Annotated in this window: 13 protein-coding genes; 6 read left to right on the forward strand and 7 right to left on the reverse strand. The window is 35.8% G+C overall.

The window, feature by feature from the left end:
* Nucleotides 1–195: 195 nt before the first annotated feature.
* Nucleotides 196–627 carry a CHRD domain-containing protein gene (locus tag AC07XN_RS16930; RefSeq protein WP_309916677.1) on the reverse strand — a complete coding sequence of 144 codons (432 nt, stop codon included), beginning with the start codon at nt 625–627 and terminating at the stop codon, nt 196–198.
* An 83-nt stretch (nt 628–710) separates the two neighbouring features.
* On the reverse strand, nt 711–3,203 hold the full coding sequence (locus tag AC07XN_RS16935; protein ID WP_494743926.1) for a PIG-L family deacetylase: 2,493 nt from the start codon (nt 3,201–3,203) through the stop codon (nt 711–713).
* A gap of 288 nt (nt 3,204–3,491) precedes the next feature.
* Here AC07XN_RS16935 and AC07XN_RS16940 point away from each other — a divergent pair, with 288 nt between their 5' ends.
* From AC07XN_RS16940 to AC07XN_RS16950, 3 genes are all read left to right on the forward strand, one after another.
* Nucleotides 3,492–4,325: a helix-turn-helix domain-containing protein gene (locus tag AC07XN_RS16940; RefSeq protein ID WP_494743927.1), complete on the forward strand. Its 834-nt coding sequence runs from the start codon at nt 3,492–3,494 to the stop codon at nt 4,323–4,325.
* 51 nt (nt 4,326–4,376) lie between these two features.
* Nucleotides 4,377–5,498, forward strand: a complete 1,122-nt coding sequence (locus tag AC07XN_RS16945; protein ID WP_494743928.1) for an FAD-dependent oxidoreductase — start codon at nt 4,377–4,379, stop codon at nt 5,496–5,498.
* Between the two features lie 380 nt (nt 5,499–5,878).
* The gene (locus tag AC07XN_RS16950; RefSeq protein WP_494743929.1) at nt 5,879–8,506 is read left to right on the forward strand and encodes a glycoside hydrolase family 2 protein; all 2,628 of its coding nucleotides are present in this window, start codon (nt 5,879–5,881) and stop codon (nt 8,504–8,506) included.
* A gap of 148 nt (nt 8,507–8,654) precedes the next feature.
* Here the strand turns inward: AC07XN_RS16950 and AC07XN_RS16955 are convergent, their stop codons facing one another.
* Nucleotides 8,655–9,308, reverse strand: a complete 654-nt coding sequence (locus AC07XN_RS16955) for a PAS domain-containing protein (protein WP_494743930.1) — start codon at nt 9,306–9,308, stop codon at nt 8,655–8,657.
* A 354-nt stretch (nt 9,309–9,662) separates the two neighbouring features.
* Between AC07XN_RS16955 and AC07XN_RS16960 the strand changes: the two genes are divergently transcribed.
* Nucleotides 9,663–10,373, forward strand: a complete 711-nt coding sequence (locus AC07XN_RS16960; protein ID WP_494743931.1) for a hypothetical protein — start codon at nt 9,663–9,665, stop codon at nt 10,371–10,373.
* Between the two features lie 75 nt (nt 10,374–10,448).
* Here the strand turns inward: AC07XN_RS16960 and AC07XN_RS16965 are convergent, their stop codons facing one another.
* From AC07XN_RS16965 to AC07XN_RS16975, 3 genes are all read right to left on the reverse strand, one after another.
* On the reverse strand, nt 10,449–11,477 hold the full coding sequence (locus tag AC07XN_RS16965) for a DUF255 domain-containing protein (RefSeq protein ID WP_494743932.1): 1,029 nt from the start codon (nt 11,475–11,477) through the stop codon (nt 10,449–10,451).
* A gap of 442 nt (nt 11,478–11,919) precedes the next feature.
* A complete protein-coding gene (gldC, locus tag AC07XN_RS16970; protein WP_494743933.1) occupies nt 11,920–12,270 on the reverse strand; it encodes a gliding motility protein GldC in 351 nt (116 codons plus the stop codon).
* Nucleotides 12,271–12,361: 91 nt separating this feature from the next.
* Entirely contained in the window at nt 12,362–13,084 is a 723-nt protein-coding gene (locus AC07XN_RS16975; RefSeq protein WP_494743934.1) for a DUF4197 domain-containing protein, read from the reverse strand.
* 151 nt (nt 13,085–13,235) lie between these two features.
* On the opposite strand from AC07XN_RS16975, the gene AC07XN_RS16980 reads away from it, so the two are divergent.
* Both AC07XN_RS16980 and AC07XN_RS16985 read left to right on the forward strand, forming a co-directional pair.
* On the forward strand, nt 13,236–14,474 hold the full coding sequence (locus AC07XN_RS16980) for a competence/damage-inducible protein A (protein ID WP_494743935.1): 1,239 nt from the start codon (nt 13,236–13,238) through the stop codon (nt 14,472–14,474).
* Entirely contained in the window at nt 14,465–15,766 is a 1,302-nt protein-coding gene (locus AC07XN_RS16985) for a dihydrolipoamide acetyltransferase family protein (protein WP_494743936.1), read from the forward strand. The genes AC07XN_RS16980 and AC07XN_RS16985 overlap by 10 nt, the downstream gene beginning before the upstream one ends.
* A 78-nt stretch (nt 15,767–15,844) precedes the next feature.
* On the opposite strand, the gene AC07XN_RS16990 is transcribed toward AC07XN_RS16985, so the two are convergent.
* The gene (locus AC07XN_RS16990) at nt 15,845–16,447 is read right to left on the reverse strand and encodes a hypothetical protein (protein WP_323247484.1); all 603 of its coding nucleotides are present in this window, start codon (nt 16,445–16,447) and stop codon (nt 15,845–15,847) included.
* Nucleotides 16,448–16,818 lie beyond the last annotated feature (371 nt).

Genomic DNA, 16,818 nt, shown 5'->3' on the forward strand with positions numbered 1-16,818 from the left:
AAAAAATCAAGAATTCCTAAACTCGCTATCGCTCAAACAGTAGGAATTCGTTGTTCATCAATCATAAAAAAGCGGTCTAAAAACTAATTTCGACCGCTTTTTTATGATTTTAAAATTCGGGATGACTCATGTTTAAATGCTAAAAGAAGCTAAAAACTCATCGCTAAAAGCTTATAGTATAGCTCACAGCTAAAATTACTGTAAAATCAATTGTCCACGAATTTCTCCTCCAGGTTTTGAAGCACTGTGAATATTCACATAATAATTACCTGCCATTAAATCCGTTTCTTGTTCGGTAGTCAAAGCAGCCGTTGTGCTAGAGTAAGCTGTATTAAATGTGGTTCCTAAACCAAATATTACAGCACCACTTACGCCCACAGCTCCTTTATGAATATGCCAAGCCGTAGGAGTAACACCATTATAACTAATCGTATATGAAATCACTTTTGTTGTTTTGTTATAAGTTCCAACAAAAGAACCAGTAGCAGTTGAAGTATTGGCGGGTACTTCAACAGAGCCATTTAGTGTAACATTAAATTTCACTTCTGGTGAAACTTCTTCATCCTTTTTACAAGAAATGGCAAACAACAATGTAGAGATTAAGAAAGCAAAGAGTGTTTTTTTCATGTTAATTTTTGTTTAAGTGAATCGAAGACTTGCATCTTATTTACACTTACGGCTCTTTCTCTACTTTAGTTGCGTCGGAAAAATTATTTTCCTGCCGAAATCAAATTGGCGAATAATCTATAAGCCCCAGAAACGCCCGCTGGCAACTGGCGGAAGAAGGCATACCCTGTAAAGATATAATTCCCTTTGCCATATTTTGTATACAACAATCCTCCATTAGCAGGTGGCTCATTAGGGTCGTTAGATGATAGAATGGCATCATATTTTGCATCCCAATCATTTGAAAAATATAACCCCCTTTCTTGAATCCAACCATCAAAATCTTTGGCTGTAATCTTATTAGGTGTATTCAATAAAATACTTTCAGGTTTCAAGAAACGTACTTCTGCTTCTTCAACCGTTACTCTATCCCTTGACAATTTAAACGGATAAGGTCCAATACCTGTTTCAATTTTCTGTAAGTTGCTATTTACCTGATATTGCACCACCATGTTACCGCCATTTTCTACATATTCCATTAGTTTTTTCTGGTAATAAGTAATACGTTCTTCAGTGTTATAAGCCCTTACTCCTACTACGATAGCATCAAATTTAGATAAATCTTCATTCAGTTCTTTCTCCGTCAAAATCGTCACATTGTATCCAATCTGACGCAAAGCCATTGGCACGTCGTCGCCAGCACCTACGATATAACCAATATTTTTGCCTTTCGTCTTAATGTCCAGTTTCACTACTTTTGCTTCTGCCAATGGGAAAAGTGTTTGTGGTGGAATATGGTCGTAAGCTACTGTTAAAATCCCTCTGTCATAAGTACCATTCGCTGTTTTAATTACCGCCTTTACCGTACCTTCTGGAGTAGTACTAGAAGGCGTTACTTTAAACACTAGCTTAACTTCTTGGTATTTATTTTCCAAATTAAAATCAATGCTTGCAGGGTTAGACTTCCAGCCTGCTGGCAAGGCTAAACTAACACTTCCTGAGGTTTTGCTTTTACCTGATTTCAATGTTACTTCTACCTCTTTGGCTTGGTCATTGGCAAAAACATATACTTTATCCGAAATATTGGCAGTAACTTCTGGGCGAATCTCAAAAGTACGATACAATTCTCCACGGGTCTCATCAGTATATTTATAGATAACAGGCGAGCTAAAAGTAAAAGGTTGATTATCAATCAAAAATGTAAATTCTGCTTGTAAATCTGCTGGTTTTTCGGGTAAGCCAATCAATGTTTGGTCATCTACACGATACATACCCTTGCCCATTTTCTTTTCTGCTAGCCAGAAAGGCTGTGTTAGAGGCTGATTTTTAGGAATTTCTACAGGGAAGCTAATTCTTTGTAATTCATTATTGCCCAAACTAACATTAAAAGTACTGTCTTTGCCGAAACCAACTAAACGTATTTTCTGTAAAGTCACGGCAAAATCTGAACGCTTTACTGCTGTTGCCAGTATATTAATTTTTTCCCCTGCCGAAGCTGAATATTCATTAGGATTAGCTTCAAAATACAGACCTGTGCAAGCAATAATAATGTTTTCTAATTCCTTTTTCTTCTGAGCCTTCCAGTATTCATCATCAATTTTTAGCAGTGTTTTGTATGCCTCTAATAAAGAAGGAACAATGGTAGATGGATTCTCTGGATTATAACTATTAATGGCAAGGTTAATCCAAGATTCTACTTCCTTCCCTCCTTTTACCCTACTCCACGTTAAATCAACGCCATCAAAAACATCTTTCTGCGCTAACTCTCCAAACTTGTGTACAAAATATTCAGGTCGTAAACCACGTGTGCGAGGTACACCAAATCCTTGCGATTTATGTTGTGAACGACTTTCTGCCGCAATTTCAGAATAAGCTTTTCCTAACAATGGATTATATCCACCAATTTCTACTTGTATAAATGTACCTTCAGTAGGTTTCTGTGAAACAGCACCAAAATTAAAGGTATTCCAAACTACTCTCTTAGCTTGCCAAGGTTTTACGTATTTCAATTGTTCGGGAAACTTAGTAGGGTCACCCGAAAGTTTGAAAGCCTCTTCTGCTAAAGCTGCTGAAGCAGAGTGATTGCCATGTCCCGCACGAGCGTCAGGCGGGAAACGGCAAATAATTACATCTGGACGAAGATTTCTGATACGCCAGACGACGTCTGCCAATACAGCATCTTTTCCCCAAATTTGTAAGGTTTCTTCTGTATTTTTAGAAAACCCAAAATCGTTTGCACGGGTAAAATATTGCTCAGGACCATCAATCGCACGAGCCGCTAGTAATTCTTGTGTACGAATCAATCCTAATAAATCGCCTAATTCTGAGCCAATCAGGTTTTGTCCTCCATCACCGCGTGTAATTGATAAATAGGCTGTTCTTACTTTACGTTCTTTAGCCAACCACGATAGCATTACGGTGTTTTCATCATCGGGGTGAGCAGCAGTATACATCGCTGTACCAAGCACATTGAGTTTTTTCAAATTCAACAAAAGTTCACCAGCAGGCATAGGTTTTATAGGCTGGGCTTGGATGTTGAACAGTGAACCGAAAAGTATTAATAATAAAATAATGGTTTTGTTCGATTTGATATTCATCTGAGAAATTTTATAGTTCTGCGTGAAATTAACTGAAAACATTAACAATACTAAAACAGGAAAATAATTGATTTCTGAGAAGGAATAAAATTAATTCGCTGAATGACACTAAACACATCGTCGAAAATTAAAATTGAGATAATATATCAAAATATCGACCGCCCATCATTAGGTATAATTTCTGATTTAAATTACTTTTACAAGCATAAAATAAGGCGTAAGTAGAATAGTTTCTGAAATAATCCATCGATATTTTCCTTCATCTACGTATATCTTACTACTTCAATTATGCTACCTTTCAACACACATCATCAAGAATTTGACCCTCCCGAAGAGTTACGGGATTCCATAAAATGTTTTTGGTATGACAAGATAGTATCTCACCAGTCAAACTCAAGTTTTGAAGTAGTGCCTGATGGTTACGCCGAAATTATTTTTTACTTCGGGAGTCCCTGTAGTATTGCTCAAAATGGAGTTTTACTGCCCTTGCCATCACCTTTTATGATAGGTTTACTCAATCACCCTATAGTTTTTCATGCGGAAGGTGGTTTACAAATAATTGCTATCAGGTGCTTTCCTTGGTCGGTTTTCGATTTACTTGGATTATCACCAAGTAAAGACGGAGTACGTATATTTGAACATCCCATTGCTCAACTCCAAGCTACTTTGGGTGAATTTATCAATGCAGATAAAATAGCAGAAGCAATTGCTCATGTAAAACAGTATTTATTAAATATTAGGTCTCAGATTGCGATTGATAGTATGCTATTTAAAGCGGGTGTGGCTATCAGCCAAGCAAATGGTACTATATCAGTAAGGCAAGTAGCGGAGGCGGCTCATGCAACAGTTCGTACCTTGGAAAGAAACTTCAAGCAATCTGCGGGATATACTGTTAAAGATGTGTCTGGGCTGATGCGCTTTGAGCAGGTACGCAATCACCTTTGGCTTTATCCAGAAGCCAACCTTGCAGGGTTAGCTTATGAATTGGGTTATACCGACCAATCTCATCTAAGTAGGGAATTTAAACGCTACAGTAGCACTACACCATCAGCATTCGCAAGAAAAGCAAAGAAAGATAAGGAGTTGCTGGGCAACGATTTTGTCGCATTTGTACAAGCCTAAGGAAAAAGCATTGTAGAATTTTGTATTGATTAATTTAAACAATACAAAATCATGTTACTACAAAATAAAAAAGTAGCCATTATCGGCGCAGGACCTGTTGGTCTGACAATTGCCAAATTACTTCAACAACAGGGAATAGATATAACCGTTTACGAAAGAGACAAAGACGCACAAACAAGAATTTGGGGCGGTACGCTTGATTTGCACCAAGAATCGGGGCAAGCAGCCATGCAAAAAGCAGGATTGCTGGAAAGCTATTATGCCCTAGCAAGACCAATGGGCAGAAAAGTAACAGATGAACAAGGCAAAATATTGTTCACAGCAAAACCTCAATATGACACTCCTGAGATAAACAGAAATGATTTAAGAAATATATTGTTGGATAGCTTAACAAGCGATACCGTTGTTTGGGATAGGAAATTTACGAAACTGGAAGAATTCGATGGAAAATGGCTTATACATTTTGAGCATGACCTCAACGTCACCGCAGATGTTGTTATCGGAGCCAATGGCGGAATGTCTAAAGTGAGAAAATACCTTACGGATATTGAAGTAGAATATACTGGTACTGTTATCATACAAGGCGAAGTATTTCAACCAACTATAAAATGTGCGGAGTTCTACCAATTATGCGACTATAATATCCTAATGACGGCAGGCGAAGGCATTAATTTAGTTGCTAACCCTCATAACAACGGTGCATTGACGTATAATGTAACCTTTAGAAATCCAGAAGAATGGCTTTATAAAAATGGACTAGACTTTCAGCATACCGACAGCATTGGTATGTTTCTTTCAACAATGTTTTCGGATTGGTACGAATGCTATCAACAATTATTCCGCTCAACCTCATTTTTTGTTGGATTACCAACCAAAAAAATCTCCTTAGATAAACCTTGGACTAATAATCGTCCTTTGCCAATAACCCTTATTGGAGATGCTGCCCATTTAATGCCTCCTTTTGCAGGTAAGGGAGTGAATACAGGGCTAATGGATGCATTAATATTAGCTGATAACCTTACCAACGGAAAATTTGAAACAATTGAAGCGGCTATCAACGATTATGAGCAAAAGATGATGGTGTATGCCCAAGAAGCACAACTTGAAACAAGTAAGAACGAAATAGCGATGCATCAACCCACCTTTTCTTTCAAAAAAAGATTTAGCCATTAAGCTTGTCGATGGTATTCTTGATTGAGCATTTAACAAGTTTACACTTTGAAAGGAATCTAGTAGAAAGAAATAATATTTTCATTAAAATATACAATTTCCAGAAAGGTTATTTAATACCATTTTAGGAATTTAGTACTGACAAATTCATTATATGTCAAATTAAAAAATAACATATATTTCCGATTCAACTTTTTTATTTAAGTGTAATTGCTCATTTTTAACTTAAAACATACAAATAAGTATAATTATCACAGAAATTATGTATTAAATTTAGCCAATCATTCAAAAAATGATTGACGAGTTGGTCTATGCCAACCTACTGTGTACTTCTAAAAATATTAATAATTTTAATCCCTACTATGTCCAATTTTTTAAAATTAATGTTGAAACAAATTCATGTGTTTTTGATGTTGCTATTGGCTAATCACTTACAGGCTCAAAATCAATATGAGCTTAACGGTGCTTGGAAATGTGCACCCATCAAAAGTGTGAAAGAAAATGGGGAGGTGATTTCATCTCCTCATTTTTTGCTTTCGGGTTGGAAACCTGCCGTTGTTCCGGGAACAGTGCTAACAAGTATGTTGGCTAACAAAGAAATTCCTGATCCTTTTTATGGATTGAACAATGAGAAAATACCAGATATTTATAATACTGGCAGAGACTATTATACTTATTGGTTTGCTAAAGACTTTAAAGAAGTTTCGCCAACCAATGGTTCTGAAGTTTGGTTGAAATTCAGAGGTATCAATTATGCCTGTGATGTTTTTTTGAATGGCAAAAAAGTAAACGAGAAAGTGTTTGAAGGAATGTTTCTTCGTCAATCTTTTAATATTACTAAGCTTTTGGCGAAAGATGGAAACAATCGTTTAGCAGTCATTGTATATCCACCTTACACCGTTGGTAATGCCAATGGCGGGCAAGGTGGTGATGGGACAATTGCTAAAAACGTTTCGCTACAATATACGGCTGGATGGGACTGGATTCGTCCGATTCGTGATAGAAACACTGGTATTTGGGATAAAGTGTATATCGAAAAAACGGGTAAAGTAAATCTGAAAGACCCACATGTAATTACGCTAGTTCCAGAAAAAAGATTACCTGATGCTCCACAAAAACCAGCCATTATCAAAGCCTCTGCTGATTTAGAGAATACTTCTTCTGTAAAAGTTGAGGGTACTTTAGTTTATACCATTGATGGCAACAAGGTTTCCAAAAAAGTAAGCCTTGCTCCTAACAGTACCACTACGGTTAACCTTGATAATTATAGTTTAAAGAATCCTCGTTTATGGTGGCCAGCGGGCTATGGTAAGCAAGAATTGTATGATACAAAATTTGAGCTTATCATAAACGGACAAGTTTCTGACCAAGAGGCTGTAAAAGTTGGGGTACGTGAAATTCAGACAGATTGGAATGCCTTAACAGCAAGTCGCCAGATTTATGTCAATGGACAAAAAGTATTCATCAAAGGGGGTAACTGGATTATTTCTGATGCCATGTTGCGTTTCTCGGACGAGCGATACGATGCAGAAATTCGTTTTCACCGTGATATGAACCTGAACCTCATTCGTATTTGGGGCGGAGCTTTGGTAGAACGTCCAGAATTTTATGAAGCTTGCGACCGCTACGGTTTATTGGTATTCCAAGATTTTTGGATGTCGGGCGATTGTAATGGTCGTTGGGTAGACCCTATGAAAAAAGAAGACCAATGGACAAGAAGAAACTACCCTGATAATCATCAGCTATTTTTATCATCGGCAGCTGATATGATTAAAATGGTAAGAAATCACCCTTCTTTAGCCATCTGGTGTGGAGGTAATGAAATTACGCCACCCGAAGATATTTTAGTACCTCTTAGAGATGAAATTCTTCCAAAATTAGACGGTACTCGTTGGTTTATTGATTATTCAAACTCTGACGAAATGTCGTTTAATTCATTGGGGGGAAATGGCGATGGGCCTTATGGTATTCAACCATTGGATGTATTCTGGAATCAACGCACTTTCCCTTTTAATTCAGAAGTTGGTTCGGTAGGTACGGGCGATTATGAATCATTAAAACGATTTATTCCAAAAGAAAACCTGAATGTTCCTTATCATGATAGTAATCAAAAGCCTGATTCTGTCTGGACTTACCATACTTATACGGGCGTAGGCTACAATCAGTTTATAGACCCTTACGGAAAGTCAAAAGACATCAAAGATTTTGGTTTGAAAGCTCAGTTGGTCAATTATGACCAGTACCGTGGTTTGATTGAAGGTTTTTCTTCACATATTTGGGAATGGTACACAGGCGTGATTATCTGGAAAACCCAAAATCCTTGGACAGCCATGCGTGGGCAAATGTATGATTACTACTTAGACCCTAACGCTTGTTTATATGGCTTAAAAAGTGGTAGCGAATTGGTACACATTATGGCAAATCCTGTAGATGGCATGCTGATGATGGTGAATAATGACTTTAAACCTCGCAGAAATTTGATGTTGGTGGCTAAAGCATATGACATCAATGGAAAAGTAAAAGAAATCACTCAGGTGTTCACCTTTATTGAAGCAAGTTCTGTAAAGAAAATTCTCTCTGTGAAAAAGGTTTTAGAAGAAATTGGTGCTGAAGAAGGTTCATTCTTATCATTACAATTATTGGATGAAAACAAACAAATAGTGAGCGATAATATGTACTGGTATCCTAACAGCAAGGGGGTGTATTCGGGTTTACAAAAAATGAAATCGGTAGAAAATCTAAAAGTAGCTGTAAAGAGTATCGGAACGGGCAAAGTACAAGTAACCATGAGTAATCCTGCGAATAATCCTGTTGCTTTCTTTAACAGAGTTTCGATAGTAGATGAAAGAACCAAAGAACGTATTTTACCAGTATTCTATAACGACAACTACGTTTCTATTGCGCCAGGAGCAGAAAAAACCATTATTATTGACAATGTTCCTTTACAAACAAAACCACAAGTATCTATTGAAGGCTGGAATTATTCCTTGAAGTATTTCAATATTCAATAATAGTTTATGAGTTTAGGGTTTATGAGTTTAAAGTAGATTTAAAACGCATAAACCCTATAAGCTCAAAAACTTTAAACTCATAAACTCATAAACTTTAAACTTATAAACTCATAGACTTTAAACTTATAAACTCATAGACTTATAAACCCTAAACCTCGTCTTCCTTATCTCTCAGTTTACTTACAACCTCCGTTATTTCTCTCGTATAAACATCTAATTTTTCAGCAGCATGTTTAAGGGCATTGATAAAAGAACCTATTTCCTCTTGTGAAAGCATCGGTTCGTCAAACATATTACAAATACCTAGCATTAGTGTAACAGGATGGCGTACCTCGTGCGAAATCTTAAAAAGAATCTCCTCTAAGTCTTTAATGCGGTGTTCTTTTTCCTCCTCTGCTTTTTTCCGCTCATCAATTGGTATCCTTATTGAAAAGTATTGAATGATAACATGGTTTTCATCAAATACAGGAAGAATGATACTGTCTTGCCAAAAATAAGAACCGTCTTTCGCAATACTTTTCACCTCATTTCGCCACATTTCACCCGCAGAAATAGTCATCCACATTTCTTTAAAAAATGTAGTAGAATGATACCCCGCATTCAAAATCCTATGATTTTGTCCAATCAATTCCTCCTCAGTGTATTTACTTACCTCACAAAATTTCTTATTTACATATATAATTATTCCCTTGGTATCAGTAACAGAGCAAATAACACTTTCATTTATCGCCATCTGATAAGCCTCCAAAAACCTTAATAATTCAAGTTTCGACTTATCTTTAAAAGTATAATTTTCTGCCATTCTATTTTACAACAAATCTTCTCTCACTGATTTTTGACTGTTTCAAGGGATAAACTTAGTAAAAAATCATCTAACATAAGATTTTTTCAAGAAAAAATGGAAAGATGTGGCAAACGCAATCGCTCGTCTGCATGCGAGTGATGACTATTAAAAGGCTTCCAGCCGAGATAATTGCAAAATGATAAGTACAATGAATATTCTCGTATGCTAAAACGGTAAACGCAAGGTTTATTACTACTCAAACCTAAATATTGCCCTTCCACAAATCATTTAACTTTGATTAGTTACCCAATTTTATTTCTTTTGTGCAGTTAATTACACTATTTCTAATCTTTCAAAACACTAAACCATCTTATGAGAAAGTATCTACTCTCCTTTTTTACATGTATTGCTTTTACGAGTGCTTTTGCACAGAAAACAGAATTACATTTTGCATTAAATTCTGGTCTTTTTTCTTTCACAGGTAAAGCTTCTGACGCGATTTCATCCATTAATTATAATGAAACCAATCAAAGTGGCTATACCAATAATCCTTATGGTACGCAGTCTGCTATTTCTTATGGCTTTTCTGTGAATTTAAAGAGAATAACAAAAAAGAATTTTATTCTGGGGCTTGACCTTGGCTATGAAAATCTAAGAAGTAAAGTAACAATCAATACCATCAATGGTTATACGGGAAGTTCCACGTATCAACTAGTAGCTACTGGCAAAACGATTTTAAGTTCAGACTTTATCAATATCTTTCCATCTATTGGACATCGTTTTCATACCAATAAAGTAGCCATTGATTTAACGGGTGGTTTTGATATTGGAGCTAATTTAAAGGCTCATGAAAACGGAAAAGCAACAGCCGTTGATGGAACAGTATTTACAACTGGTGTTGATAGACATACCATTAGTGCAGATGTTAGACCAAGAATTCAGGTGGCAGCCATTTATAACAAAATGGGTATTTATGCGGGTTATTCTTATGGTTTTTTAAGTTATAAAGCTGGTTACGTTGGTGGCTCTACCGAATGTGTTGCAAGGTTTGTACGTTTTGGGATAACGTATCAGTTATTTTAAGACTAATTAATCCAATAAAAAAGCGTCTTGAAAATTATCTTTTCAAGACGCTTTTTTATGTGTTTATGCTCTAACTTATTTACTCTTAGCATCCCAAAGGGCTGCTTTTGCTAAGGCTGCTTTGTCAGCACTTCTGGCTTTAATCCAGTCGCTTAAGAATTTATATGATTTTTTATCAGTCTTTGCATCTACCAAGCTATCTAATACAGCAAGGGCTTTAGGCACTTGTCCTTCACGAAAGTAGGCAGTTGATTCTTCTCTCCAAACTCTTCCATTAATTGATTTTTTATCTACGCCTAATTTAGCAAGATTAGCCCTAACCTGATTGATTTTTGCAACAGAATAACGCATTCCGCGACTACTGTACAAAGAATACATAATAATGTTTTCAGCAGTTTGTTTTACTAGGGTTTTATCATATTTAGCATTGAATTCACCTAAATGGTTAATCATGTATTCAAAAATATCATTATCGTCATCCATGATTACTTTTTGCAATAATAAAAAGCTGGTATTATTGCTGTATTGAGCAGACGGGATGATTTTCGCATAATTATTCATCGCATTGATATTATCCAACGTATCACGCATAATTCTAGCCATAAAGCCATATTCAATCAAGAAATTAGCATCACGATTGCCAGAACGGTAGCTTGTTTTATAATTACTAGTACGTTGCTTAGGGTCAATTGCCTTCGTAGCAGCTTCAATCAATGCTTGGGGAGTATTATAATTCTCGCCCAAAACTGTAATGTGCTGTAGCTTTACATCTTTATCAAAAAATAAAAGTGTTGGTGTAGAGGGAATCCAAATGCCTTGTTTATTCAAAAAAGCTGCTCCTTCTGGCGAAGTAATATCAAGCTTATAATTTACAAAGTTTTGGTTGAAGATATTCCCTACTTGTGCATTTTCAAAAGTAGGTTTGAAAGCATTACAAACATGACAGGTAGGTGCATATACTTCTAAGTGTACAGGTTTGTTTTGGGCTTTGGCTAAGTCAAAAACTGTTCTAAGGTTTCCTCCCTGTAAAAAAGCTGTTCCTTTCTGAGCAAAAGATAAATTGCTTAGCAGTATGAAAACAGCGAGCATTAATAATTTTTTCATGGTTAAAATTGGATGATTGCGAAATTCCTGACCCGATTATACGTCTCACTCTCTTCAGAGAATAAGGTTGTTCAGTTCTTATGTTATTGGCTTTTTAATAAAACAAGATGTAAAAACGAAATAATATTTTTCTCAAAATCCATTCTATTAGCGGGTGACTTAATTTCTACTGATTACCAACATCTTTTAACGAGTTGAAATGAAGATGTGATTATTGATAAAATTGGTTCAAATAGGCTTAAATCGCCTTTCAAACCAAGCGTCGGTCGCCTCATGTCATAGCCTGACTACTTGAAGCTTTTATTCCTAGCGAGGGACTTAAGTCCCTCGCTAGGAATAAAAAACATTGATTATCAGTTATTTATATACTTATGAGTAATCAGTAGAAATTAAGTCACCCGCTAATAGAAAGGATTAGAACTTAATACTCATTAATAATCAATTATTGTCCTTTTTCAGCAGCTTTGATTTCCTCTTGCAGATTTTTAGTAAGTGTTCTACAAAGGTTGTCAATTAAACTAGCCATTTTTTCATCACCAGTAGCATCTACTAAAGTATTGCCTACACTTCCGATGATTTCAATATAAAAACGCTTCATTTCTAAAACGTCCATGTCTTTTGTCCAAAGTGGTAACGCTAAAGTTCCTTTGTGGTAATGGTCCCAAACACCTACAAAAATAGATTTTGTTTCTTCAATACCTTCATTAGGGTTGTCTGTGGCCGACCATTGTATTTGTTCAGGGATACTTTGGTCGTCTAATTGTACTTTAAAAGTAATTTCAGAATGTTTCATTATAAATAATTAGTACTTTTTTATATTATGGTTTTTTGAAATAAGTAGCCCAAAAAACTAATAGCTCATAACTCAGCGCTGATAGCTAATACTACTGATTTGCAAAAACTTTTTTCAATAAATCCGTTACACGAGCAGCAGGATTTTCTCTGATTTTGAGTTCTTCTTGAGCAACTAAAAGGAATAACCCGTCAATTGCTTTTTGAGTTGCATATTGTTTTAAATCTGGGTTAACTTTTTTAGCAAATGGAATTTTATTGTACGTCGTAGCAATTTCTCCGTATAATTTTGTCGCACCCGTCGCATTAATAGATTCTTCCATCACAGGAGCAAATGCATTAGTTAATGCTACCGAAGATGTCCTTTTTAAATAATTAGTAGCAGCATCTTTATCTCCTTTCAAAATACTGACAGCATCTTGTATCGTCATTTGTGTGATAGCATCCACAAAGATAGGTACTGCTTTTTCTGCCGCTTTCTCTGCTCCTCTGTTCAAGGCTGTAATAAACTTATCGCATTGAGCACCCAAGCCAATCTGACGAAGTTTTTGTTCTACATTTTGGGCTTCTGGGGGGAACAAAAGTTTAATAGCTTGGTTTCCAAGAAAACCATCTGTAGCCGAAGCCTGAGCAGCACTATTTTTGATACCCACAGTCAAGGCTTCTTTTAAACCTTTACCAATCTCTGCGGTGGTTAAAGGTCCAGATGTGTTACCTAAAACATCATTCGCTTGTTTAAGGATATTTCCAAAATTCTGTGAATTACAGCTACTCACTGAAAAAATTAAGGATAGGCCTAAGAATATTCTTTTCATTTTTTTAATTTCAAGATTTAACAATATTAAAAACTGACAAATTTTTATGTAAAGTCATTGTCATTTAAACGCCAAAACACTTGAATTTGTGTAATTTTGAACAAAAATAATCAATTAGGACTAAGCCTTTAGCTAAAAGGTAAAAATAAAAATGATTCGAGCAGAGATAATTACTATTGGTGACGAGATATTATATGGGCAAATTACTGATACTAATACACAATGGATTAGTGCTGAACTTGATAAAATAGGCATTCGTACCGTTAGGAAATCTTCCGTTGGTGACACAGAGGAGGCTATTTTACAAATTTTTAATGAAGCCACCCAACGAGCAGAATTAGTAATTGTAACAGGAGGCTTAGGACCGACAAAAGATGATATTACGAAAAAGACATTTTGTAAGTATTTTAACACTACCCTTGAAGTACATCCAGAAGCATTAACAGATTTACAAGACTTTTTCAGAAAAAGAGGGCGTGAGGTAACAGGTTTAAATCTTGGACAAGCAGAATTACCCGCCAATGCTACTTATATCAAAAATACCATGGGGACAGCACCCGGTATGTGGTTTGAACAAAATGGCGTAGTATATATCTCTATGCCAGGGGTGCCTTATGAAATGAAAGGGTTAATGACGTTATCGTTGTTACCCAAAATACAAGCTTATTTTAAAACGCCTGTCATTTTCCATAAAGTAATTCGTACAGTTGGTATTGGGGAATCTTTGTTAGCCGAAATGATTGACGCTTGGGAAGATGCCTTGCCTCCACATATCAGACTAGCTTATTTGCCCTCGATGGGCAGTGTAAAGCTCCGTCTGACAGGCTTCGGAGAAGATATTGCTTTGCTTGAAAAACAGGTAGAAGAAGAATTTCAAAAAGTACTGCCTACTATTCAAAGTTATGTATATGGCTATGGCAACGAAGAACTAGAAGAGGCAATTGGACGTTTATTGAAAGAAAAAGGTTTGACCGTTTCAGTAGCAGAAAGTTGTACTGGTGGATATTTGGGGCATCAATTCACTAAAGTAGCTGGCTCTTCAGCGTATTTTATGGGTGGAATACTCTCTTATGACAACAGCGTTAAAATTAATCAGTTAGGCGTAAAGCCCGAGACGTTAGCACAATTCGGGGCAGTTTCTGAGGAAACGGTTATCGAAATGTCAGAAAATATTCGCAAATTATGTAATACAACTTTTGGATTAGCGACTAGCGGCATTGCTGGACCAGACGGTGGAACACCCGACAAGCCCGTGGGTACTATCTGGATTGCCATTGCCACAGAAAGTAAAACAATCACAAAAAAATTGCAATTGGGTGGGTTTCGTGAACAAAACATTCATCTTACAGCAATCAACATACTGAATTTATTAAGAACAACATGGCTTTAATCGAAGTAATCATGCCCAAAATGGGCGAAAGTATCATGGAGGCTACTATTTTGAAGTGGCTTAAAAGTGTAGGCGAAAAAATTGATGCCGACGAGTATTTATTAGAAGTAGCTACTGATAAAATTGATACTGAAGTACCTTGCTCTCAATCAGGTGTTTTAACGGAGATTTTGGTTCAAGAGGGTGAAATCGCTGAAATTGGCAAGCCTATTTGTATTATCAGTACTGACGAAGAGGAGGTTAAGGACAATACAAAAGTGGAAGTAATTTCTGAGCAACTGGCACAAGAAATTGAAGAAATAAAAATATTGACAGGCATTAATCTTGACCCAATTACGCAAGAGGCTGTCGTTTCATCCAATAATGGCTCAAGGTTCTATTCTCCATTGGTATTGAGTATTTCTAAAGAAGAAAATATTTCTAAGACTGAGCTTGATGCTATTGTGGGGACAGGTGCAGACCAAAGAGTAACAAAACACGATATTCTTAATTATTTAGAACAACGCAAAACGACTAAGGCAACACCACAAGCCAAAGCTCCTGAAAAAATAGTTTCAAATGCTTCTCCCGTTTTCATATCTGGCAATGATGAGATTATTCAGATGGACAGGATGCGTAAAATGATTGCTGAAAGAATGGTGGATTCTAAAAGGGTTGCTCCTCACGTTACATCTTTCGTAGAAACTGATATGACGAATGTAGCCATCTGGAGAAACAATATTAAAGATTCTTTCAAAAAGCAATATGGCGAAAACATTACTTATACACCTATTTTGTTAGAAGCCATCGTTAAGGCTATCAAGGATTTCCCTCAAATTAATGCGTCGGTTGATGGCGATAGAATTATATATAAAAAGAATATTAATGTAGGGATGGCGGTTGCGTTGCCTAACGGTAATTTAATTGTGCCAGTCATTCATAATGCTGATTCTTATAATTTAATTGGTCTGACCAAGAAAATTAACGATTTAACAAAAAGAGCAAGAGAAAATAAGCTTAAACCTGAAGATTTGGAAGGTGGCACTTATACTTTCTCTAACATTGGCACTTTCGGAAATATCATGGGTACGCCCATTATTGTTCAGCCACAAGTAGCTATTATGGCGTTTGGAGCTATTCAAAAAAAACCTGCTGTAATTGAAACCCCACAAGGTGATTTGTTAGGTATTCGTCAAAAGATGTTTATTTCTCATTCTTATGACCACAGAATTGTGGATGGCTCATTAGGTGGACAATTTGTAAAAAGAGTATCAGATTACTTTGAAGCCTTTGAAATTGATAGAAAATTGTAGGTAGAGTGCTGTATATTTATCACTAGCGAGGGACTTAAGTCCTTCGCTAGTGATAAATATTTTTATAACGTTCCCTTCTTATTTAAACTCCTTACTAGTTGGTAGCTCAACGCTCTTTATCGCACCAATAGGGGCTATTTTTATATTTTTATTACCTTTTTTCAAATAAAAGTAATACAAACTATTTGAATTTATGAGGTAAACTTGCTCTGCTTCACCACTGCTAAAATTAAGGGTAGTTTTATATTCAAGTACATCTTCCTTTATTCTTCTTGATAAGCCTAATCCTTTTCCCAACCCTATTCCAACGAAGAATGAAAATAGCGTTAATGCCATAAATTTTACAAAAAGGTTGGTAAAGTGGTTTGCAAGTCTTTCATTATCTAATTCACCCTTACCTTTTAATCCCGCTAATCTTTTTACCCACTCTTTATCACTTTTTTTTGATAGGTAAGCTGGGAAATAATATGAAAATGCGATAAGCACTATTAATAAAATTAGTATAACTGGAAAGGAAGCTAAATCGACAATCGGACTTATTAATATGTCTGTAATGGTTGAATATTTTAAAATATTTACCCCTAATTGATAAAACATTACCCCTTCTTTAAATATTCCCAATATTATCAAAAAAAGATAGCCAAACGGAATTGCTTTTTGTATGCCTTCAGAAAATTTCATTTTTGTAAGTTTAGTTATTTAATTGTTTGTTGTATGGTGTTTTTTGCATTTCTAAAACTATGCATATATTTCTAAATATCCAATTTATTAGAAGGCATCGGATCTTAAGATAGAAGGATGTCTCATAAAACATAAGTCATTCTGAATTTTTCTTAGAATAGGGAAGTTTAACAAAATAGCCTCATTATGGCAAAATATTTCGCCCCGATAGGGCTTGGAGAAGAGAACTAAATTAGCAGGATATTTCTACCGATATATTGTTCCTAACGGAACTATTATTCCATATATATAAATCAAACATGAGTCATCCCGAATTTTGGGCAAAATTTGTCCACAAGATATTGTGAATGGCTATTCTTATTCTGTAAATC

The organism is Arcicella sp. GW458-12-2-14-TSB2, from assembly GCF_059423785.1.